Source organism: Hydrogenophaga sp. (assembly GCF_030373225.1).
In the GTDB taxonomy this organism is placed as follows: Bacteria; Pseudomonadota; Gammaproteobacteria; order Burkholderiales; family Burkholderiaceae_C; genus Hydrogenophaga.
Genome location: NZ_JAUCZG010000001.1, coordinates 20,525 through 39,612 on the forward strand (window position 1 = coordinate 20,525; position 19,088 = coordinate 39,612).

21 protein-coding genes are annotated in these 19,088 nt (G+C 67.2%); 18 read left to right on the top strand and 3 right to left on the bottom strand.

Annotated features, from left to right (window positions below):
- Positions 1–25 precede the first annotated feature (25 nt).
- From QUV35_RS00110 to QUV35_RS00125, 4 genes are all read left to right on the top strand, one after another.
- On the top strand, positions 26–730 hold the full coding sequence (locus tag QUV35_RS00110) for an ABC transporter ATP-binding protein (RefSeq protein WP_300870079.1): 705 nt from the start codon (positions 26–28) through the stop codon (positions 728–730).
- 28 nt (positions 731–758) lie between these two features.
- A complete protein-coding gene (locus tag QUV35_RS00115) occupies positions 759–1,994 on the top strand; it encodes an ABC transporter substrate-binding protein (protein WP_300870080.1) in 1,236 nt (411 codons plus the stop codon).
- 72 nt (positions 1,995–2,066) lie between these two features.
- Positions 2,067–2,954, top strand: coding sequence for a branched-chain amino acid ABC transporter permease (locus QUV35_RS00120; protein ID WP_300870081.1), 888 nt, complete (start codon positions 2,067–2,069; stop codon positions 2,952–2,954).
- Complete coding sequence (locus QUV35_RS00125; RefSeq protein WP_300870082.1) at positions 2,954–3,880, top strand: branched-chain amino acid ABC transporter permease; 927 nt, start codon at positions 2,954–2,956, stop codon at positions 3,878–3,880. The genes QUV35_RS00120 and QUV35_RS00125 overlap by 1 nt, the downstream gene beginning before the upstream one ends.
- Positions 3,881–3,944: 64 nt before the next feature.
- Here QUV35_RS00125 and QUV35_RS00130 read toward each other — a convergent pair whose 3' ends face one another.
- From QUV35_RS00130 to flgA, 3 genes are all read right to left on the bottom strand, one after another.
- Positions 3,945–4,307: a hypothetical protein gene (locus QUV35_RS00130; RefSeq protein WP_300870083.1), complete on the bottom strand. Its 363-nt coding sequence runs from the start codon at positions 4,305–4,307 to the stop codon at positions 3,945–3,947.
- 26 nt (positions 4,308–4,333) lie between these two features.
- A complete protein-coding gene (gene flgM, locus QUV35_RS00135) occupies positions 4,334–4,660 on the bottom strand; it encodes a flagellar biosynthesis anti-sigma factor FlgM (protein ID WP_300870084.1) in 327 nt (108 codons plus the stop codon).
- Between the two features lie 125 nt (positions 4,661–4,785).
- Positions 4,786–5,532 carry a flagellar basal body P-ring formation chaperone FlgA gene (flgA, locus tag QUV35_RS00140; protein ID WP_300870085.1) on the bottom strand — a complete coding sequence of 249 codons (747 nt, stop codon included), beginning with the start codon at positions 5,530–5,532 and terminating at the stop codon, positions 4,786–4,788.
- A gap of 176 nt (positions 5,533–5,708) precedes the next feature.
- On the opposite strand from flgA, the gene flgB reads away from it, so the two are divergent.
- The 14 genes from flgB (at position 5,709) to QUV35_RS00210 (ending at position 19,088) form a co-directional block, all read left to right on the top strand.
- Positions 5,709–6,110, top strand: a complete 402-nt coding sequence (gene flgB / locus QUV35_RS00145) for a flagellar basal body rod protein FlgB (RefSeq protein ID WP_300870086.1) — start codon at positions 5,709–5,711, stop codon at positions 6,108–6,110.
- 17 nt (positions 6,111–6,127) lie between these two features.
- The gene (gene flgC, locus QUV35_RS00150) at positions 6,128–6,532 is read left to right on the top strand and encodes a flagellar basal body rod protein FlgC (RefSeq protein WP_300870087.1); all 405 of its coding nucleotides are present in this window, start codon (positions 6,128–6,130) and stop codon (positions 6,530–6,532) included.
- A 14-nt stretch (positions 6,533–6,546) separates the two neighbouring features.
- Complete coding sequence (locus tag QUV35_RS00155; protein WP_300870088.1) at positions 6,547–7,209, top strand: flagellar hook capping FlgD N-terminal domain-containing protein; 663 nt, start codon at positions 6,547–6,549, stop codon at positions 7,207–7,209.
- 29 nt (positions 7,210–7,238) lie between these two features.
- On the top strand, positions 7,239–8,453 hold the full coding sequence (gene flgE, locus QUV35_RS00160; RefSeq protein WP_300870089.1) for a flagellar hook protein FlgE: 1,215 nt from the start codon (positions 7,239–7,241) through the stop codon (positions 8,451–8,453).
- Positions 8,454–8,624: 171 nt separating this feature from the next.
- The gene (flgF, locus tag QUV35_RS00165; protein ID WP_300870090.1) at positions 8,625–9,362 is read left to right on the top strand and encodes a flagellar basal-body rod protein FlgF; all 738 of its coding nucleotides are present in this window, start codon (positions 8,625–8,627) and stop codon (positions 9,360–9,362) included.
- A 24-nt stretch (positions 9,363–9,386) separates the two neighbouring features.
- On the top strand, positions 9,387–10,169 hold the full coding sequence (gene flgG / locus QUV35_RS00170; protein WP_300870091.1) for a flagellar basal-body rod protein FlgG: 783 nt from the start codon (positions 9,387–9,389) through the stop codon (positions 10,167–10,169).
- 64 nt (positions 10,170–10,233) lie between these two features.
- Positions 10,234–10,923: a flagellar basal body L-ring protein FlgH gene (locus tag QUV35_RS00175; RefSeq protein ID WP_300870092.1), complete on the top strand. Its 690-nt coding sequence runs from the start codon at positions 10,234–10,236 to the stop codon at positions 10,921–10,923.
- Between the two features lie 147 nt (positions 10,924–11,070).
- Complete coding sequence (locus QUV35_RS00180; RefSeq protein WP_300870093.1) at positions 11,071–12,189, top strand: flagellar basal body P-ring protein FlgI; 1,119 nt, start codon at positions 11,071–11,073, stop codon at positions 12,187–12,189.
- Between the two features lie 175 nt (positions 12,190–12,364).
- The gene (gene flgJ, locus QUV35_RS00185; protein ID WP_300870094.1) at positions 12,365–13,237 is read left to right on the top strand and encodes a flagellar assembly peptidoglycan hydrolase FlgJ; all 873 of its coding nucleotides are present in this window, start codon (positions 12,365–12,367) and stop codon (positions 13,235–13,237) included.
- Positions 13,238–13,250: 13 nt separating this feature from the next.
- Positions 13,251–15,170, top strand: a complete 1,920-nt coding sequence (gene flgK, locus QUV35_RS00190) for a flagellar hook-associated protein FlgK (RefSeq protein ID WP_300870095.1) — start codon at positions 13,251–13,253, stop codon at positions 15,168–15,170.
- A gap of 169 nt (positions 15,171–15,339) precedes the next feature.
- Positions 15,340–16,560: a flagellar hook-associated protein FlgL gene (gene flgL / locus QUV35_RS00195; protein WP_300870096.1), complete on the top strand. Its 1,221-nt coding sequence runs from the start codon at positions 15,340–15,342 to the stop codon at positions 16,558–16,560.
- A gap of 13 nt (positions 16,561–16,573) precedes the next feature.
- On the top strand, positions 16,574–17,815 hold the full coding sequence (locus QUV35_RS00200) for an HDOD domain-containing protein (RefSeq protein ID WP_300870097.1): 1,242 nt from the start codon (positions 16,574–16,576) through the stop codon (positions 17,813–17,815).
- Positions 17,816–17,886: 71 nt separating this feature from the next.
- Positions 17,887–18,633: a 7-cyano-7-deazaguanine synthase QueC gene (queC, locus tag QUV35_RS00205; RefSeq protein WP_300870098.1), complete on the top strand. Its 747-nt coding sequence runs from the start codon at positions 17,887–17,889 to the stop codon at positions 18,631–18,633.
- Positions 18,633–19,088: a GNAT family N-acetyltransferase gene (locus QUV35_RS00210; protein ID WP_300870306.1), complete on the top strand. Its 456-nt coding sequence runs from the start codon at positions 18,633–18,635 to the stop codon at positions 19,086–19,088. The genes queC and QUV35_RS00210 overlap by 1 nt, the downstream gene beginning before the upstream one ends.

The window sequence follows — 19,088 nt, forward strand, 5'->3', positions numbered from 1 at the left end:
CCGTGCGCAGCGCGGAGGTTTCTCGATGAGCAAAGTCCTGCTGAAGGTCACCGACCTCCACACCTGGTACGGCGAATCGCACGTGTTGCACGGCATCAACTTCGAGATTCGCGAAGGTGAGCTGGTCACGCTGCTGGGTCGCAACGGTGCGGGCCGCACCACCACCGTCAAGTCCATTCTTGGCCTGGTGGGCAAGCGCACCGGATCGATCCAGATCGACGGCGTGGAAACCATCCAGATGCCGACCAACAAAATCGCGCGCCTGGGCCTGGGCTATTGCCCCGAGGAGCGCGGCATCTTCTCGTCGCTGAGCTGCGAGGAAAACCTGATGCTGCCGCCCAAGGTGGGCGAGGGCGGCATGAGCGTGGATGCGATCTACGAGATGTTTCCCAACCTCAAGGAGCGCCGCCACAGCCAGGGCACGCGGCTCTCGGGCGGTGAACAGCAGATGCTGGCGATGGCGCGCATCCTGCGCTCGGGCGCACGCATCCTGCTGCTCGACGAAATCACCGAGGGCCTCGCGCCGGTGATCGTGCAGACCCTGGGGCGCGTGATCCGTGCGCTCAAGGCCAAGGGGCTGACCATCGTCATGGTCGAACAGAACTTCCGGTTTGCCGCGCCGCTGGCCGACCGCCACTACGTGATCGAGCACGGCCAGATCGTGGCCACGGTCAACAAGAACGAGCTCGAGAGCAAGTCCGACATGCTCAATGAGTATCTGGGCGTCTGACGCCCTTCCACCAAGAGGAGACTTCACCATGAAACGCAAACTGATTTCGACCGCCGTGACCGCCGCCATGGCCACCGTGCTGGCCGGCGGGGCATCGCTCGCCGTTGCCCAGCAGGGCAAGCTCACCGGAGATGCGGTGAAGATCGGTGTGCTCACCGACATGTCGGGCCTGTACGCCGACTACGGCGGCCCCGGTGCCGTGGCCGCTGCCCGCATGGCGGTGGCCGACTTCGGCGGCACCATGTTCGGCAAGCCGATCGAGGTGATCAGCGCCGACCACCAGAACAAGCCCGACATCGCCAAGAACGTGGCCCAGGGCTGGTTCGACCGCGACGGCGTGGACATCTCGGTGGAAAACCTGAACTCCGCCGTGGCGCTGGCCGTGCAGGCGCTCGGCAAGGAAAAGAACAAGATCACCATCACCACCGGCGCCGCTTCGGCCCGCCTGACCAACGCCGACTGCGCGCCCGCCACCGGCATTCACTACCTGATGGACACCATCGCCCTGTCCAACGTGGTGGGCAAGGCCATCGTGAAGGACGGTGGTGACAGCTGGTACTTCCTGACCGCCGACTACGCTTTCGGTCACTCGCTGGAAAAGGACACCAGCGACGTGGTGAAGGCCGCCGGCGGCAAGGTGATGGGCGCCGTGCGCCACCCGCTGTCCACCGGTGACTTCTCGTCCTTCCTGCTGCAGGCGCAAACCTCCGGTGCGAAGGTTGTGGGCCTGGCCAACGCCGGCGGCGACACGGTCAGCAGCATCAAGGCCGCGGCCGAGTTCGGCCTGACCAAGAAGCAGAGCCTGGCCGCGCTGCTGATGCTGATCACCGACGTGCACGCCATCGGCCTGCCCACGGCGCAAGGCCTGTACCTCACCGAAGCCTGGTACTGGGACCTGAGCCCCGAGACCCGCGCCTGGGCCGACAAGTACAGCAAGGTCATGAACGGCCGCAAGCCGAACTCCAACCACGCTTCGGTCTATTCCTCGACCATGCATTACCTCAATGCCGTGAAGGCCGCCGGCACCGACGACACCGCCACCGTGATGGCCAAAATGAAGGCCACGCCGATCAACGACATGTTTGCCAAGGGCGGCGTGATCCGCGAAGACGGCCGCATGGTGCACGACATGTACCTGTTCCAGGTCAAGAAGCCGTCGGAGTCCAAGGGCACATGGGACTACTACAACCTCAAGGGCACCATCAAAGGCACGGACGCCTTCTTGCCGATCGCGCAGAGCCAGTGCCCCGGCGTGAAGAAGTGAACCTGGACTGAGCTGAACTGAGCCGACCGGGCGGGCCGTGATTCACGGCCCGCCCCTTTTCACCGGACTGCAATGACTGAAATATTTGGTGTGCCGACCGCGGCCTTCATGGGGCAACTCATGCTGGGCCTGGTCAACGGCTCGTTTTACGCGATTCTCTCGCTGGGCCTGGCCGTGATCTTCGGCATGCTCAACATCGTCAACTTCGCGCACGGTGCCCTCTACATGGTGGGCGCCTTCTTTGCGTGGATGCTGCTCAATTACGCGGGTGTGAACTACTGGTTCGCCCTGCTGCTCGCCCCCATCGGGGTGGGCGCCATCGGCGCCCTGATCGAGATGACCATGCTGCGCCGCCTGCAGCAGCTCGACCACCTCTACGGCCTGCTGCTCACCTTCGGCCTGGCGCTGGTGTTCGAGGGTGCATTCCGCGAGTTCTACGGTTCGTCCGGCCAACCCTACGAGTTGCCCGAGATCTTCCGCGGCGTGTTCGACCTGGGCTTCATGTACCTGCCCAAGTACCGCGCCTGGGTGGTGTTCGTCTCCATCTTCCTGTGCCTGTTCACCTGGTACGTGATCGAGAAAACCAGGCTGGGCGCCTATCTGCGCGCCGGCACCGAGAACCCCAACATGGTGCGCGCCTTCGGCATCAACGTGCCGCTGATGGTGACACTCACCTATGCCTTCGGCGTGGGCCTGGCGGGTCTGGCCGGGGTGATGGCCGCGCCGATCTACCAGGTGAGTCCGCTGATGGGCTCCAACATCATCATCGTGGTGTTCGCCGTGGTCGTGATCGGCGGCATGGGCTCCATCCTGGGCTCCATCCTCACCGGTCTGGCGCTCGGTCTCATCGAAGGCCTCACCAAGGTGTTCTACGCAGAAATCTCCTCGACCGTGGTCTTCATCATCATGGTCATCGTGCTGATGATCCGTCCGGCAGGTCTGTTCGGCCGGGAGAAATAATGTCCAAAGCCACCCGCAACGTTTATCTGGTGCTGTTCCTGGCACTGCTCGTCGCCCCCTTCGTGGGCTACCCCATCTTCCTCATGAAGGTGCTGTGTTTTGCGCTGTTCGCCTCTGCGTTCAACCTGCTGATCGGTTTCACCGGCCTGCTCTCGTTCGGTCACGCCATGTTCTTCGGCTTCGCGGCCTACGTCGCCGGCCACGCGGCCAAGGTGTGGGGCCTCACGCCCGAGCTGGCGATTCTGGCGGGCACGCTGAGCGCGGCCTTTATCGGCCTGGTCACCGGCTGGCTGGCGGTGCGCCGCCAGGGCATCTACTTCGCCATGGTCACGCTCGCGCTGGCGCAGATGATCTATTTCATCTGTGTGCAGGCGCCGTTCACCTACGCCGAGGACGGCATCCAGAGCATTCCGCGCGGCAGGCTGTTCGGCCTGATCGATCTGGGCAACGACACGGTGATGTACTACTTCGTGGCAGCGATCTTTGTCGCCGCCTTCGCGCTCATCTACCGCATCATCCATTCGCCGTTCGGCCAGGTGCTGAAGTCGGTGCGCGAGAACGAACCCCGGGCGCTCTCGCTGGGCTACAACGTCGACCGCTACAAGCTGGTGGCCTTTGTGCTCTCGGGGACCATCGCCGGTCTTGCCGGTGCCACCAAGTCGATCGCCTTCGGCATCGCCACACTCACCGACGTGGGATGGCAGATGTCGGGCGAGGTGGTGCTGATGACGCTGCTCGGCGGCATGGGCACCATCCTGGGCCCCTCGGTCGGTGCGGCCGTGATCGTCACCATGCAGAACTACCTCTCGGGCCTGGGCTCCATGGTCTCGATCATCATGGGCGTGACCTTCGTGGTCTGCGTGCTGATGTTCCGTCGCGGCATCGTTGGCGAGATCGAGCACCGCTTCGGCGCAAAGAAGGGCTGAGGCCCGCGACGGACGAGAAAAAACCGGCCTTGGCCGGTTTTTTTGCGGGCGAAGGTGGCGCTGCTCAGGCCGAGAGGTAACCCCGACCGGCACCACCCTGCGCGCCGAGCGGGCGGCCATAGGTGGGTTGCTGCGCGTGCTGGGGCAGCAGGCTGGTCACGGCGCGCTGGCTGTGCGCATTGGCGCGCAGCACAGCCTGGCGCAGGCGGGAGAAGCGTTCGGCCGCCGACAACAGGGCCTGTTGCTGTTCGCTGCCCGGCTCACCCAGCGCGATGACGGGCGGGGCTTGCAGCAGCACTTGCTGCATGGCCGCACTGGCCAGCTCCACCGCGGGCGCGTCGCCCCGCAGCAGGGCGGCTTCCAGCGCATCGAGCTCCACCTGCAGCGAGCCGATCCAGGGGTGGCAGTTGGTCGAGGTGGTGCTCATGTGAGGCCCTGTGGGTGGATCGTGGATCAGTTGCGTGTGCCGCCGAGCATCTCGGCCGCGTTGGACAGCATCTTGTCGGCGATCGCTTCGGCGTTGACCTGGAAGGTGCCGCTGGCGATCGCCTGCTTCATGGCTTCGACCTTGCCGGCGTTGAACACCTCGCTGCCCCCCGAGACCGCGCGGGCTTCGGTGGTGGAAGACGACAGCGTCACGGTCACGCCCGCTGCCGGCTTGGCCGTGGCACTGGCGGCCGAGGCCGCTGCGCCCGCTTCGGCCGCCGCCGGCGCGGTGGCCTTCTGGGGGCCACCAGCCACAGAACCAATGTAGGAATCCGGTGATGAATCGACTTTCATGTCACGCTCCAAACCCCGAAGTCGGGGCCTTGTCCTGACTGTATCGGCCCTCGTCTGGAGAACTTTAGCGATTCAGATGTGGCGTTCGTCACGAAAATCCGGCCGTCTGTGCCCCCGGCCCGGTTTCAGAGCGCCAGGTCGACCGTCTGCGCATCGCGCACCACGCCGGTGACCACGCGCCCGCCCGGCAGCTTGACGCGGGCGGTTTCACCCACCATGCCGGCGGTGAGCGCCTGCCCGGTGGCCGAAACGCTGAAGCCGCCGCCGCGCCCGCTGACCCGCACCTGGCTGCCCGGGGCAAAGGCCTGCGGCGCACGCACCATGCTCTCGCGCAGGGCCAGGCCCGGCGTGAGCGCAAAGGCCGCGAGTTGACCCACCCAGCGCTCGGGCAGGGCCAGCACACTGGATCGCTGCTCGGCCCAATCGATTTCGGCCAGATCGGCATCTTCTTGAGTCAGGGTGTCGCCCGCGGCCACGGCGCGCTTGAGCACCCAGGCCGGTCCCCAGGCCTTGACGGTGACCGGCACATAGACGTTCCAGCGTGTGGGACCGTCCACACAGCGCAAACCGATGCGGCTGCGGCCCCACAGCCGGGAGCCCCTGGGCAGGTGGGGCTCGACCCGGTTGCAGGGAGCGAGCCGCAGGCGCGCATCGAGCGAGCCCATCACCACCTCGGCACGCAGCGGCGAGCTGCCGTCCTGCGGCATCGCCTGCGCCACGGCCGGCGTCACGAAGTCGTGAGCCATCTTCTCCAGCGCGGCGCTCTCCCCGGCGTGGGCGTTGCAGACACCCAGCAGCACGGCGAGCAACGCCAGCCGGCGCCGCAGGCGCGCTGTCAGGCAGGAAACAAAGGGGGTGTTCAGCGTTGGCATGGCCTGCACTGTAGGTCGCTGCGCGGCCTGGGAAAGCCGGGAAAAGGCGGCCCAAGGGGGCTTTGTTCCGGCCATTGAAGAAGCTCAAGATTTCCATAATTCGTCCAACGCCCCGGTGTCCGTGCCCTCCGAGGATGGCCCGACCACCGCCCCACAACCCTTGCCCAGAGGTGAACATGCTCGAACAGATGACCGCCCGGCTGGACTTCCATGCCAACGCCCTGCTGCTGCGCTCACAGCGCCAGCAGGTCATTGCGAGCAACATCGCCAACGCCGACACCCCCGGCTACATCGCACGCGACTTCGACTTCGCGGCTGCGCTCAAGAACGTCGCAGGCGGAGCGGCCCGTGCCGATGTCAGCCTGACCAGCGCCGGCCACATGCATCTGGGCACCCAGAGCGCACACAACCCGAAGCTGGCCTACACGGTGCAGACCCAGCCCAGCCAGGACGGCAACTCGGTCGACCTCGACCGGGAGCGCGCCAGCTTCGTGGACAACAGCGTGCGCTACGAGTCGACGCTGCGGTTCATCAATTCCAACGTGAAAACGATGCTCAGCGCCATCACCGGCCAATGACTTGAAGGGAATTTTCCATGTCGATGTTTTCCATCTTCGGTGTCTCGGGCAGTGCGGTCAGTGCGCAGTCGCAGCGTCTCAACGTGGTGGCCAGCAACCTGGCCAATGCAGACGCCGTGGCCGGGCCGGACGGTCAGGCCTACAAGGCGCGCCACATCCAGTTCCAGACCATGCCCATGGGTGGCGCGGGCAACGCCGGTGTGAAGGTGCAGACCATCACCGAGAGCCAGGAGCCCGGTCGGCGGGTGCACAACCCCTCGCACCCCAGCGCCGACGCCGAAGGCTATGTGAACCATTCCAACGTGAACCCGGTGGAGGAGATGGTCAACATGATCTCGGCCTCGCGTTCATACCAGAACAACGTCGAGGTCATGAACACGGCCAAGTCGCTGCTGCTCAAGACGCTGCAGATGGGCCAGTAAAGAAAGCACACACCATGTTCGCCACTCCCATCGACACCTCCGGCCTCGGCACCGCCGTGGGCAGCACCACCGGCACCGCCGCCCGAAACAACATGGACCCGGAGGCGTCGCAAGACCGGTTCCTCAAGCTCCTGGTGGCGCAGCTCAACAACCAGGATCCGATGAATCCGATGGACAACGCGCAGATGACGACCCAGATGGCGCAGATCAACACGGTCAGCGGCATCCAGGAACTCAACGCCACGCTCAAGGGCATGGCCGCGCAGTTCGGCTCCATTCAGTCGCTGCAGGGCACCTCGCTGATCGGGCGCGAAGCGCTGGTCGAAGGCAACACGCTCGGCTTTGACGGCAGCGTGGGCAAGGGCGCGATGCGCCTGGGCGCCAATGCCGGCAGCGTGACGGTCGATGTGATCGGCAGGAACGGGCAGGTGCTCGACACGCTCGACTTCGGCGCCCTGACTGCCGGCCAGCACTCGTTCAACTGGGATGGCACCGGCATCGACCCCACCCAGGTGGCGAGCTTCCGGGTCAATGCCGCCGACGGCGGCCAGCCCGTCACCGCCACCACTTACAGCCGCCAGACCGTGACCTCCGTGGGCTTTTCCAACGGCGCCATGAACCTGCAACTGCAGGACGGCAGCACCCTGGGCTACGACCAGGTCGCCACCTTCCTGTAACCGACCCCCACACCTCCAAGGACAAGACCATGGCATTCCAGCAAGGACTCTCCGGCCTCAACGCCGCCAGCCGCAACCTCGACGTGATCGGCCACAACATCGCCAACTCCAACACCGTGGGCATGAAGAGTTCCCGCGCCGAGTTCGCCGAGATCTACGCCAGTTCGGTCAATGCCTCGGGTGGCACCGCCACCGGCATCGGTGTGGCGGTGGCCGCGGTGGCGCAGAGCTTCACGCAGGGCAACATCAGCGTCACCGGCAACGAGCTCGACGTGGCGATCAACGGCAACGGCTTCTTCGAACTCACCCAGCCCAACGGCTCGGCCGCCTACACGCGTGCCGGCATGTTCAAGCTCGACCGCGAAGGCAATGTCGTCACCAACGACGGCAGCAACCTCATGGGCTACCCGACCGATGCCGACGGCAACCGCCTGAGCTTCGACACCGAGCCGCTCTCCTTGCCCACCGGCGGCCCGATCCCGGCCCAGCAGACCACCGCCATCACCGCCGAGTTCAACCTCGACACCCGCGCCGACGTCTGGAACGCCGTCACGCCGAACACCCCGCTGGCCACCTACGGCACCTCGCTGGTGGCGTTCGACGCGCAGGGCGTGGAAGTGCCGGTGGCCATGGCCTTTCGCAAGACCGCGGCCAACACCTGGACCGTCTACACCAGCGGCGACGGCACCGCGCCCACCACCGCCAGCCCGTCGTTTGCGCTCAACTTCAACGCCGACGGCACGCTCAACCCGGCCTCGATCACACCGGCGCCCACGGTGGCACTCACCTCGGCCAACGGCACGTTCAACGCCACGCTGGACCTGACCGACGTCACGCAGTTCGGCACCTCGTTCGCCGTGACCAACCTCGACCAGGACGGTTACCGCCCGGGCGAGCTCACCAGCCTGAAGATCGACGAGAACGGTGTCGTCACCGGCCGCTACTCCAACGGTGAGTCGCGCGCCGCCGGCCAGATCGCGCTGGTGAACTTCCGCAACGCGCAGGGCCTGGCGCCCGGCAGCAACGGCATCTGGCAGTCCACCTTCGCCTCGGGCGATCCGCTGCGCGGCGAGCCCGGCGCGGGCAACTTCGGCGTGCTGCGCTCCGGTGCGCTGGAAGACTCCAACGTCGACCTCACGGCCGAGCTGGTGAACATGATGACCGCGCAGCGCGCCTACCAGGCCAACGCCCAGACGATCAAGACGCAAGACCAGGTCTTGAGCACGCTGCTGAACATGCGGTGAGGACATGAAACACCCCCGCCGCGCTTCGCGCGACCCCCTCAAGGGGGCGGCACCAGCGGCCCGGCAAAGCCGGTTCCGCGGTGCCCCTGGACGAAGGCCTTTCAGGCGCGGCGATGCCTCTTGTCGAAGCCACCTCGCACGCACCGGCGTCCGCCATTCAAGGAGCTCTTCATGGACCGTCTGATCTACACCGCGATGACCGGCGCCAACGCCGCCCAGCATCGGCAGCAGGTGCTGGCCAACAACCTGGCCAACGTGTCCACGCCGGGTTTTCGCGCCGAGCTCTCGACCTTTCGCGCCGTGCCCATCCGTGGCGACGGTGCCAGCACCCGCGTGTTCGCCCTGGAAGCCACCGCCGGCCATTCCGACACCCCGGGTGCCATCACCTCCACCGGCCGCAACCTCGACGTGGCCGCGCGCGGCAACGCTTACTTTGCGGTGCAGGGGCTCGATGGCACCGAGGCCTACACCCGCGCCGGCGCGCTCGAGGTCAACCCCGACGGCTCGCTGGTCAACAGCCAGGGCCTGCCCATGCTGGGCGATGGTGGTCCGATCGTGGTGCCCGAAGGCGCCCGGGTGGACATTGCCGCCGACGGCACGGTGAGCACCCGCGTGGGCAACCAGCCTTCGCAGCAGGTCGGCAAGCTCAAGATGGTGCTGCCCGACGAAGACAACCGCCTGCAGCGCGGTGAAGACGGCCTGTTCCGCGGCCCGCAGGGCGACCCGCTGCCCGCCAGCGATGTGGCCCGCCTGCAGGACGGCGCGCTCGAGGGTTCCAACGTGAACCCGATGGAAGCCATGGTCGGAATGATCGCCGTGGCCCGCCAGTTCGAGGTGCAGATGCGCATGCTGCAGAACGGCGAAACCAACGACAAGACGGCAGCCCAACTCCTCAGTCTCAATGGCTGATCACTTTCCTTTGCGGAGCACACCATGATCAATTCACTGATGATTTCCAAGACCGGCATGCAGGCGCAACAGACGCAGCTGGACGTGATTTCGAACAACCTGGCCAACGTGTCCACCAACGGCTTCAAACGCGCCACCGCCGTGTTCGAGGACCTGATGTACCAGAACCTGCGCCAGGTGGGTGCCAACACGGCCGAGCAGGCCGAGCTGCCCACCGGGCTGCAGGTGGGCCTGGGGGTGCGCACCGTGGCCACCTCGCGCAACTTCACGCAGGGCAGCCTGCAGCAGTCGGGCAACGCGCTCGACCTGGCCGTCAACGGCGGAGGGTTCTTCCAGGTGCAGATGCCCGATGGCACCACCGGCTACACCCGCGACGGCAGCTTCCAGCTCGATGCACAGGGCCGCATGGTCACCTCCAGCGGCTACCCGCTCACCGCCGGCATCACACTGCCGGCCGAGTCGCAAAGCATCACGGTCTCCAGCGACGGTGTGGTCACCGCCAAGCTGCCGGGCAACCCCGTGCCGCAACAGGTGGGCAACATCGAACTGGCCAACTTCATCAACTCGGCCGGCCTGGAGCCGCTGGGCCAGAACCTGTTTGCCGAAAGCCTGGCCTCGGGCAACCCGATCACCGGAGCGCCGGGCTCGGCCGGTCTGGGCACGGTGATGCAGGGCATGGTGGAAACCTCCAACGTCAACGTGGTGCAGGAGCTGGTGACCATGATCCAGACCCAGCGCGCCTACGAGATGAATTCGAAGGCGATTCAAACCTCCGACCAGATGCTGCAGCGCCTGAGCCAGATGTAAGGCACCCCCGCGTCTCTTCTGGACCAGGCCACTCACGCCACCCCTTCATCCACCAAGGCCCATCATGCGCACTCGCCCTGTTTTCCTGTCTGCATGGCTTTTGCTGGCCGTGCTCGCCAGCGGTTGCGAAACCATGAGTTCCAAGGTGGACCTGGAGCCGGTGCAGCCGGTGCGTTACGCGCAGGCGGTGCCACCCGCCGCGGTCAATGCCGTGCCCAGTGGCAGCCTGTTCCAGGCGGCCAGCTATCGGCCTGCATTCGAAGACCCGCGTGCCCGCCGGCCCGGCGACACGCTCACGGTGCAGATCACCGAGCGGCTGAACGCGAGTCAGACCTCGTCGGCCTCGATCGACCGCAGCGGCGATATCTCGGGCAGCGTCTCGGGCTTTCCCTTCCTCAAGGCGCCGCTGCTCGACAAGCTCACGCTGGGCGCGCAGTCTGAAAACAGCTTCGCCGGCGACGGCAGGAACCTCAACAACAACAACTTCTCGGGCTCGATCACCACGACCGTGCAGGAAGTGCTGCCCAACGGCCACCTGGTGGTGGTGGGCGAGAAGCAGATCGGCGTGAACCAGAACGTGGACGTGCTGCGCTTCTCGGGCACGGTCGACCCCAAGCTGATCCAGCCCGGCAACACCGTGGCCTCGACCCAGATGGCCAACGTGCGCGTGGAGTCGCGCGGGCGCGGTGCGCAGGGTGAAGCGATGGCAATTGGCTGGTTGGCGCGGTTCTTTTTGAGCGTTATCCCCTTTTGACCTCTGCGAACATGAAGCACCCCCGCCGCACTGCGTGCGACCCCCTCAAGGGGGCGGCGCTGGTGGCCCGTCCTGAGCTTGTCGAAGGGCGGTTCCGCGGCGCCCCTGGATGGCTACCTTTTGCTCCGGATCAGTTGGAATCATGAAATGAAAATCGACCGCTTCTTTCGCTGCCTGGTGGTTTTGTGCGGAGTGCTGACACTCTGGCCGGCCGCCGCGCAGTCGATCCGCATCAAGGAGATCGCGGCGGTGCAGGGTGTGCGCAGCAACCAGCTCACCGGCTACGGCCTGGTGGTGGGGCTGGACGGCACGGGCGACCAGACCACGCAGATGCCCTACACCGCGCAGAGCATGAACAACTACCTGCAGCAGCTCGGCCTGTCGCTGCCGCCGGGTGCGAACATGCAGCTGAAGAACGTGGCGGCGGTGCTGGTCACGGCGCAGCTGCCGGCCTTCGCCCAGCCCGGCCAGACCATCGACGTGACGGTGTCTTCCATCGGCAATTCCAAATCGCTGCGCGGCGGCACGCTCATCACCACGCCTCTCAAGGGAGCCGACGGTGAAATCTACGCGCTGGCCCAGGGCAACCTGCTGGTGGGTGGTGCAGGTGCGTCGGCCGGTGGCAGCAAGGTGCAGATCAACCACCTGAGCGCGGGCCGTGTGCCCGGTGGCGCGCAGGTGGAACGTGCGGTGGCCACCCCGTTCGCCCTGGGCGAGACCATCGACCTCGGTTTGAACTCGAGCGACTTCCAGACCGCCAGCCGCGTGACCGACGCGATCAACCGCACCATGGGCGCCGGCGTGGCCAGCGCGATCGACGGCCGCGTGGTGCGCCTGCAGGCGCCCGCCGACCCCGGCGCGCGCGTGAGTTTCCTCGCCCGCGTCGAAGAGATCCGCCTGGACGCTGCCGTGCCGACGGCCCGCGTGATCATCAATTCGCGCACCGGCTCCATCGTGATGAACCAGGCGGTGAGCCTGGGCGCCTGCGCGGTCTCGCACGGCAACCTCTCGGTGAGCATCAGCTCCACCCCGGTGATCAGCCAGCCCAACGCCTTGTCCACCGGCGGCCAGACCGTGGTGACCGAGCAGGCCAACATCCAGATCAGCCAGGACAAGGGCTCGCTGATCACGCTCGACACCGCGCCGCAGCTCGCCGACGTGGTGCGCGCCCTCAATTCACTGGGCGCAACGCCCCAGGACCTGCTGGCCATCCTGCAAGCCATCAAGGCGTCTGGCGCGATGAACGCCGAACTGGAGGTCATATGAACCCCCCCGTCGCTTGCTCACTGCGTGTAGCCGCATCCCCCCTCCAGGGGGCAATACCTGCGCCCCGGCGGAGCCGGTTGCGCGGTATTTCTGAACGCGCGTTTTCGCCCTCCGGGCTGAGCTCCCCTCCGTTCGGGCTGAGCCTGTCGAAGCCCTTGCAAGGTCCAGTCCGGCCATGAACCCGACCCGGTCCCTCTCCAACGCCGGCCTCGCGGCCGACCCGACGGCGCTCAAAGCGCTGCGGTACGGCGCGGGCAAGGATGGCAACGACAAGGCCGCGCTCAAGGAAGCGGCCAAACAGTTCGAATCGCTGTTCATGCGCGAACTCATCAAGAGCATGCGCGAGGCCACGCAGAAGTCGGGGCTGATGGAAGGCGAGGGCGCCGACCTGGGAACCGACCTGCTCGACCAGCAGTTCGCGGTCCAGCTCTCGGGCCTGCCCGGTGGCCTGTCCGAGGCCATCGAGCGCCAGCTCGCCCGCCAGATGCAGACCAGTGCCCCGGACGCGGCCGGTGCGCAGAGCGCACTGCCTTCGGCCGGCGAGATCAGCACCGTGGGCCGCGCCAGCGCCGGCGGGCGCCAGGCGGGGTTTGTCGACCAGCACAGCCAGGCCGCCGCCGTGGTGGCGCGCGAGTCGGGCATTCCGGCCAGTTTCATGATCGGCCAGGCCGGGCACGAGACCGGCTGGGGCAAGAGCGAGATCCGCCACGCCGACGGAACGCCGTCGCACAACCTCTTCGGCATCAAGGCCACTGGCGGCTGGAAGGGCAAGGTCGCCGAAATCACCACCACCGAATACATCAACGGCGAGCCGCGCAAGGTCACCGCGAAGTTCCGCGCCTACGACTCGTACGCCGACTCGTTCCGCGACTACGCCAGCCTGATCGGCAACAGCCCGCGCTACGACAAGGTGATGGACCAGCTCGGCTCGGTGCAGGGCTTTGCCACCGGCCTGCAAAAGGCCGGCTACGCCACCGACCCCCAATACGCCGCCAAGCTCAGCCGCGCGATCAACACCACGCTGAGCCTGCAACGCGCTCAGGGCTGAGGACCTCACCACCATGTCATCGCTCAACATCGGCGCCCGCGCCCTCACCACGAATCTCGCGGCCCTGCAGGTCATCGGCCACAACATCGCCAACGTCAACACGGCGGGCTACTCGCGTCAGAGCGTGCAGCTCACCACCGCCGGTGCGCAGGCTTTCGGGAATGGCTACATCGGCAAGGGTGTGGACATGGCCACGGTGGAGCGTTCGCACAACGCCTATCTCACGCGCGAGGCGCAGCTCACGGCGTCGGTGGCGGCCGCCGACTCGGTTCGCTACTCGCGCCTGCAGGCGCTGGAAAGCGCGTTTCCGCTCGGTGCATCCGGTCTGGGCGCTGCGCTCAACGACACGCTCAATGCCTGGAACGATGTGGCGTCCGCACCCAACAACCTCACCGCACGCGTGGTGGTGATCGCCAAGGGCGAAGAGTTCGCCAGCCGCCTGCGCAACACCGCCGGCCAGCTCGACGCGCTCTCGCGCAGCACACAGCAGCAGGTGCAGGGCACGGTGGATGTGATCAACGGCCTGGCGCAGGACCTGGCCAAGATCAACCAGCGGATCGTCGAGTCTGCCGGTGGCGAGCACACACCCAACGACCTGTTCGACCAGCGCGACCAGATGCTCGGCGAGCTCAGCCAGCACATCCAGACCAGCACGATCTTCGACAAGGACGGCGCGGTGAGCGTGTTCGTGGCCGGCAGCCAGCCGCTGCTGCTGGGCCAGCGTGCCAGCCAGCTCGCCGTCACGCGCGATGCCACCGACAACTCGCGCATCGGTGTGTCGTTCGTGCAGGGCAGTGTGAGCACACCCCTGCCCGACAGCACGCTGGGCGGCGGTGGGCTCTCGGGCCTGATGAATTTTCTCAACACCGATCTGGTGGGTGTGCAGAACCTGCTGGGTCGCATGGCACTGGCCTCGGCCACCTCGGTGAACGACCAGCATCGGCTGGGTATCGACCTGCAGGGCAACCCGGGTCAGGACTTTTTCATTCCGCCCGCCGCCGCGACCGGTCTGCCCGCCCCCACCAACACCGGCAACGCGGTGGTGAGTGCCAGCGTCAGCGACCCGACCGCGCTCATGGCTTCGGACTACGAGCTGCGTTTTTCGGCCGCAGGGGTGAGCGTGGTGCGCCTGTCCGACGGTGACGCGAGCGTCCCGGCACCCGGGACCAGCTTCGTCAAGGATGGCCTGACCTTCAACATCGATGCCGGCGCCGGCGCCGCCGGCGACCGCATCCTGGTCCGGCCGTTCGAGGCTGCCGCACGCAACCTGCAGCTGGCCATCGGTTCGCCCGACCGCCTGGCTGCGGCCAGCCCGGTGCTGGTGACGCCGGCACTGGCCAACTCGGGCGGTCTGAGTGTGGAAAGCCTGTACGCCTCGTCCGGTTCGGCCAGCCTCACCAACCCGGTGAGCCTGACCTTCCAGGCCAACGGCACGTTCGAAGTGTCCGGCGTGATGGACCCCGCCAACCCGCCACCCGACAACCCCGGCCCACCCGCCACCTGGAACTTCGCACCGGGTCAGCCGATCGTGCTCAACGGCTGGAGCCTGACGCTGCGTGGCAGTCCCAGCCCCGGCGACCGCTTCGACATCGCCGCCGCGCCGCCCGGCTCCACCGCGCAGAACGCCGGCAACGCCAGCGCCGTGCTGGCGCTGCACGACCGCCCCACGTTCGAAGGCGTGCCCCTGGCCGATGGGTATGTGAGCCTGTTCTCCGACGTCGGCACGCGTGTGCAGGGCGCGAAGTTCGCCGCCGATTTCTCCGGCCAGATCGCTACCACCGCCGAGACGGCCCGCACCAACGTGTCGGGCGTGAACCTCGACGAAGAAGCCGCGCGCCTGCTGCAGTACCAGCAGGCCTACCAGGCCTCGGCGAAGTTCCTGCAGGTGGCGCAGAGCACGTTCGACAGCCTGCTGGCCACTGTGGGTCGCTGATATGAAACACCCCCTGCGCCGCTGCGCGGCTTCCCCCTCTCTGGCGCCTTCGGCCTGGAAGGGGACGGCATCTTGGGCCGGCGGAGTCGGACCCTCGTTGCCCCTGGACGAAGCCCGGCTCGCGCGCCGTTCGCTGGCAAGCCGAAGCCTGATCGTTTGAGGAAACCCCATGCGAGTCTCCACCGCCAACAGCTACGACAACACCGTGAGCCTGCTCGCGCGCCGACAGGCCGAACTCGCCCAGATGCAGGAAAACCTGGCCACCGGCAAACGCGTGCTCAAACCCAGCGACGACCCGGTCGCCGCCACCTTGTCGGAGACCGCGCAGAACCGCCTCTCGCGCACGCAGTCCGACCTGCGCTCGCTGGAGACCGCGCGCACCAGCCTGCAGCAGGCCGAAAGCGGCCTGGCCGAATCGGGCGAGCTGATCCAGAAGGTGCGCGAGTTGCTGGTGAGCGCGGGCAACGCGACCTTCGGTCCGAGCGAGCGCGAAGACATCGCGCGCCAGCTCGAGGGCTTGCGCGAACAACTCATCGGCGTGGCCAACCTGAAGGACAACGCCGGGCGCACGCTGTTCGGCGGACTCGGTGGCGCGGCCACCCCGTTTGTCGATCTGTACAGCGCCAGCGGCAACGGCGTGCAGTTCGAAGGCCAGCGCGGCCAGGCCGCCGCCGGCAACACCTCGCTGCCGCAGACGCTGGACGGCAACGCGATCTGGATGCGGGTGCCCGAAGGCAACGGCAGCTTCACGCTCAGCCTCGATCCGTCCAACACCGGCGGCGTGAGCACCAGTGTGGGCGAAGTGACCAACCCGGGTGCGCTCACCGGGGCCGACTACCGCATCGACTTCGCCGATGTGGCGGGTGTCATGCAGTACACCGTGACAAACCTCATCACGGCGGCCAGCAACCCGATGCCCGGCCAGACCGGTGTGCCTTACACCTCGGGCATGACGATCGCGTTCGATGGCCAGTCGCTGCAGATGAGCGGTCCACCCGCCGCCGGCGACCGGATCAACCTGGTGCCCGCCGGCAGGACCGACATTTTCAGCGTGGTGCAGGACGCGGTGAGTGCGCTGCGCTACACCGGCGCCAACGACAGCGCCCACCGCACCCAGGAACTGGCCCGCACCATGACCGAGCTCGACGCCGGGCACGACCGCGTGTTGCTCGCCCGTGGCCGGGCCGGTGAGTGGCTCAACCGCGCGGACTCGCTCGACACCTTGCTCGAAGACCGCTCGGTCGACCTCAAGACCGAACAATCGCGGCTGGAAGACCTGGACCTGGTCAAGGGCATTTCGGACTTCCAGACCCAGCAGCTCGGCCTGGAGGCCGCGCTCAAGTCCTACGCCCAGGTGCAGCGCCTGTCGCTGTTCCAGATGATCAATTGACAGGCTGTCCCACATGTTGAGTCACACGGTCCTGGACAGCCTCGCGCTCGGCTACGAGCCGGTGTGGAACCGCGAACGCCAGCTCGCGGCGGTGCGCCTGTGTGTGCACCCCATCCACGCGGCCGCGGTGGACGCCGCCCACCTCATGCAGGCCCTGGGCGACGACTGGCCCGACAGTGCGCCGGTCCTCGTCATCTCCATCGCCTCGCCCCACCTGTTGCAACAGGCGCTGGCCTGCCCGCCGGTGCACAACACCTGGCTGGAAGTGCCCGCTGCGCTGTTCGAAGCGCCCGAGACCCTGGCCGCCCTGTCGGTGGCCAGCCGGCGCGGGCACCGCCTGATCCGCCGCACCGACCTGGCCACCTTGCGTGAGCGCCCGGCGCCCGGCTTCGATGTGCGCAACCTGTTGCAGCTCAGCCCGGCGCAGGCCAGCGAGATCCTGCAGGCCCAGTCCACACCCGGTCTGCACGGGCGCAGCGAGGGCCTGCTGCCCGGGCAGCTGTACCAGGGCGTGCAGACCCGGACCCTGGCGCGCCACCTGCTCGACGACGCCGGTGCCTGGGGCCTGCTCGGCTGGCCCGACGCCGATGTGCTGCTGGCGCACCGCCACCACCCCGTTTCATGCGATCCGCGTGTGATCCGCCAGATCCTGCAGGCCATCAACGACGACTGCTCGCTCGAACGCCTGGAGCGTTTGGTGCGCCAGGACCCGGTGCTGGTCTACCGCATCCTGCTGCTGGTGAACTCGGCCGCGTACGGCGGCCGCCATGAAATCGGCTCGCTGCGCCATGCGCTCATGATGCTGGGCTTTCGCGAACTGGGCCGCTGGCTGTTCGAGCAGGCGCCCGGCAGCGAACCCGACAACGACCTGCAGCCGGTGCGCGCGGCCATGGTCATGCGCTCGCGCCTGGCGCAGCACCTGCTGGCCACGGGCTCCGAGGACAACCTGCGGCTGGAGGTCTACACCACGGCGCTGTTTGCCCAGCTCGACAAACTGCTGCAAGCGCCGCTGGCCGAGCTGCTGCACAAGCTGCCGCTGTCGGGCCGCCTGTTTGATGCGGTGCTGCGCCACGACGGGCCTTACCACCCGCTGCTCGACGTGGCCCGCGCCCAGGGCGAGCCGGGCCAGCTGCACCGCCTGGCCACCGTGTGCGAACGCAACGGCGTGAGCCTCGAAGAAGCCAACCGCGCGCTGATCCGCATGCTGGCCACGAGCCGTGATCACGCGGGCGTGCGTTCGGAACGCATGGTCTGAGGGAGAGGCTTTGGCTCCCTCTCCCGGTGGGAGAGGTCCGGGGTGAGGGCGGCGCGCTACGATCTCGCCCCATGACCACCGCATCCGCTGCCACCTCCCACAACACCCCCCACCACACCAGCGCCCTGGTGCTGTTCTCGGGCGGGCAGGATTCCACCACCTGCCTGGCGCAGGCGCTCGAGCGCTTCCCGCGCGTGGAGACCCTGGGCTTCGACTACGGCCAGCGCCACCATGTGGAACTTCAGGCCCGCCAGGTGGTGCTGCGCGAACTGCGCGAGCGCTTTCCCCACTGGGCCGAACGCCTGGGCGAAGACCACATGCTCGACCTCGCGGTGCTCGGCAAGGTCAGCGACACCTCGCTCACGCGCGACATGGCCTTTCGCATGGAAGCCAGCGGCCTGCCCAACACCTTCGTGCCTGGCCGCAACCTGCTGTTCCTCACGCTCGCTGCGGCGCTGGCCTACCGCCGCGGCATCCAGGTCATCGTCACCGGCGTGTGCGAAACCGATTTTTCAGGCTACCCCGACTGCCGCGACGACACCATGAAGGCGTTGCAGGTCGCGCTGTCGCTCGGCATGGACCACCGCTTCCTGATCGACACACCGCTCATGTGGATCGACAAGGCCGCCACCTGGCGCCTGGCCGAAACCCTGGGCGGCCAGACGCTGGTGGACCTGATCGTGGAACACAGCCACACCTGCTACCTGGGTGACCGCGAGCACCGGCATGCCTGGGGCTACGGGTGTGGCAGCTGCCCGGCTTGCGAGTTGCGCGCGCGGGGCTGGAGGGGATTCCATCCCATGGAGGTGACACCGTGATGCAGATCCGCCTGGACGACCTGCGCGGCCCCGAGGTGCTGGCCCTGCTCGAGGAACACCTGGCGCACATGCGCGCCAGCTCGCCGCCCGGCAGCGTGCACGCGCTCGATCTGGACGCGCTGCGCCAGCCGCACATCCGCTTCTGGGGCGCCTGGCGGGGCAACGAACTGCTCGGTTGCGGCGCGCTCATGGCGCTGGGTGCGGGCGAAGGCGAGATCAAGTCGATGCGCACCGCCGCGCGCCACCAGCGCCAGGGTGTGGCGCGCACCCTGCTCACCCACCTGGTGGACCAGGCCCGGGCCAGCGGCTGGCACACCCTCTGGCTAGAGACCGGTTCGAACGAGCCCTTCGCGCCGGCACGCAAGCTCTACGCGTCGTTCGGTTTCGAGGTGTGCGAGCCGTTCGCCGGCTACACCGAAGACCCGCACAGCACCTTCATGCGCCGGCGGCTCTGA

Bases quoted from the DNA above. Each gene is read 5' to 3' on its own strand.
- flgF (WP_300870090.1), top strand. From the start codon at position 8,625: ATGGACCGTCTGATCTACACCGCGATGACCGGCGCCAACGCCGCCCAG.
- flgM (WP_300870084.1), bottom strand. From the start codon at position 4,660: ATGAAAGTCGATTCATCACCGGATTCCTACATTGGTTCTGTGGCTGGT.
- QUV35_RS00115 (WP_300870080.1), top strand. From the start codon at position 759: ATGAAACGCAAACTGATTTCGACCGCCGTGACCGCCGCCATGGCCACC.
- QUV35_RS00130 (WP_300870083.1), bottom strand. From the start codon at position 4,307: ATGAGCACCACCTCGACCAACTGCCACCCCTGGATCGGCTCGCTGCAG.
- QUV35_RS00210 (WP_300870306.1), top strand. From the start codon at position 18,633: ATGCAGATCCGCCTGGACGACCTGCGCGGCCCCGAGGTGCTGGCCCTG.
- QUV35_RS00125 (WP_300870082.1), top strand. From the start codon at position 2,954: ATGTCCAAAGCCACCCGCAACGTTTATCTGGTGCTGTTCCTGGCACTG.
- flgE (WP_300870089.1), top strand. From the start codon at position 7,239: ATGGCATTCCAGCAAGGACTCTCCGGCCTCAACGCCGCCAGCCGCAAC.
- flgG (WP_300870091.1), top strand. From the start codon at position 9,387: ATGATCAATTCACTGATGATTTCCAAGACCGGCATGCAGGCGCAACAG.
- QUV35_RS00120 (WP_300870081.1), top strand. From the start codon at position 2,067: ATGACTGAAATATTTGGTGTGCCGACCGCGGCCTTCATGGGGCAACTC.
- flgK (WP_300870095.1), top strand. From the start codon at position 13,251: ATGTCATCGCTCAACATCGGCGCCCGCGCCCTCACCACGAATCTCGCG.
- flgJ (WP_300870094.1), top strand. From the start codon at position 12,365: ATGAACCCGACCCGGTCCCTCTCCAACGCCGGCCTCGCGGCCGACCCG.
- QUV35_RS00155 (WP_300870088.1), top strand. From the start codon at position 6,547: ATGTTCGCCACTCCCATCGACACCTCCGGCCTCGGCACCGCCGTGGGC.
- flgC (WP_300870087.1), top strand. From the start codon at position 6,128: ATGTCGATGTTTTCCATCTTCGGTGTCTCGGGCAGTGCGGTCAGTGCG.
- QUV35_RS00110 (WP_300870079.1), top strand. From the start codon at position 26: ATGAGCAAAGTCCTGCTGAAGGTCACCGACCTCCACACCTGGTACGGC.
- flgB (WP_300870086.1), top strand. From the start codon at position 5,709: ATGCTCGAACAGATGACCGCCCGGCTGGACTTCCATGCCAACGCCCTG.
- QUV35_RS00180 (WP_300870093.1), top strand. From the start codon at position 11,071: ATGAAAATCGACCGCTTCTTTCGCTGCCTGGTGGTTTTGTGCGGAGTG.
- QUV35_RS00200 (WP_300870097.1), top strand. From the start codon at position 16,574: ATGTTGAGTCACACGGTCCTGGACAGCCTCGCGCTCGGCTACGAGCCG.
- flgA (WP_300870085.1), bottom strand. From the start codon at position 5,532: ATGCCAACGCTGAACACCCCCTTTGTTTCCTGCCTGACAGCGCGCCTG.
- flgL (WP_300870096.1), top strand. From the start codon at position 15,340: ATGCGAGTCTCCACCGCCAACAGCTACGACAACACCGTGAGCCTGCTC.
- QUV35_RS00175 (WP_300870092.1), top strand. From the start codon at position 10,234: ATGCGCACTCGCCCTGTTTTCCTGTCTGCATGGCTTTTGCTGGCCGTG.
- queC (WP_300870098.1), top strand. From the start codon at position 17,887: ATGACCACCGCATCCGCTGCCACCTCCCACAACACCCCCCACCACACC.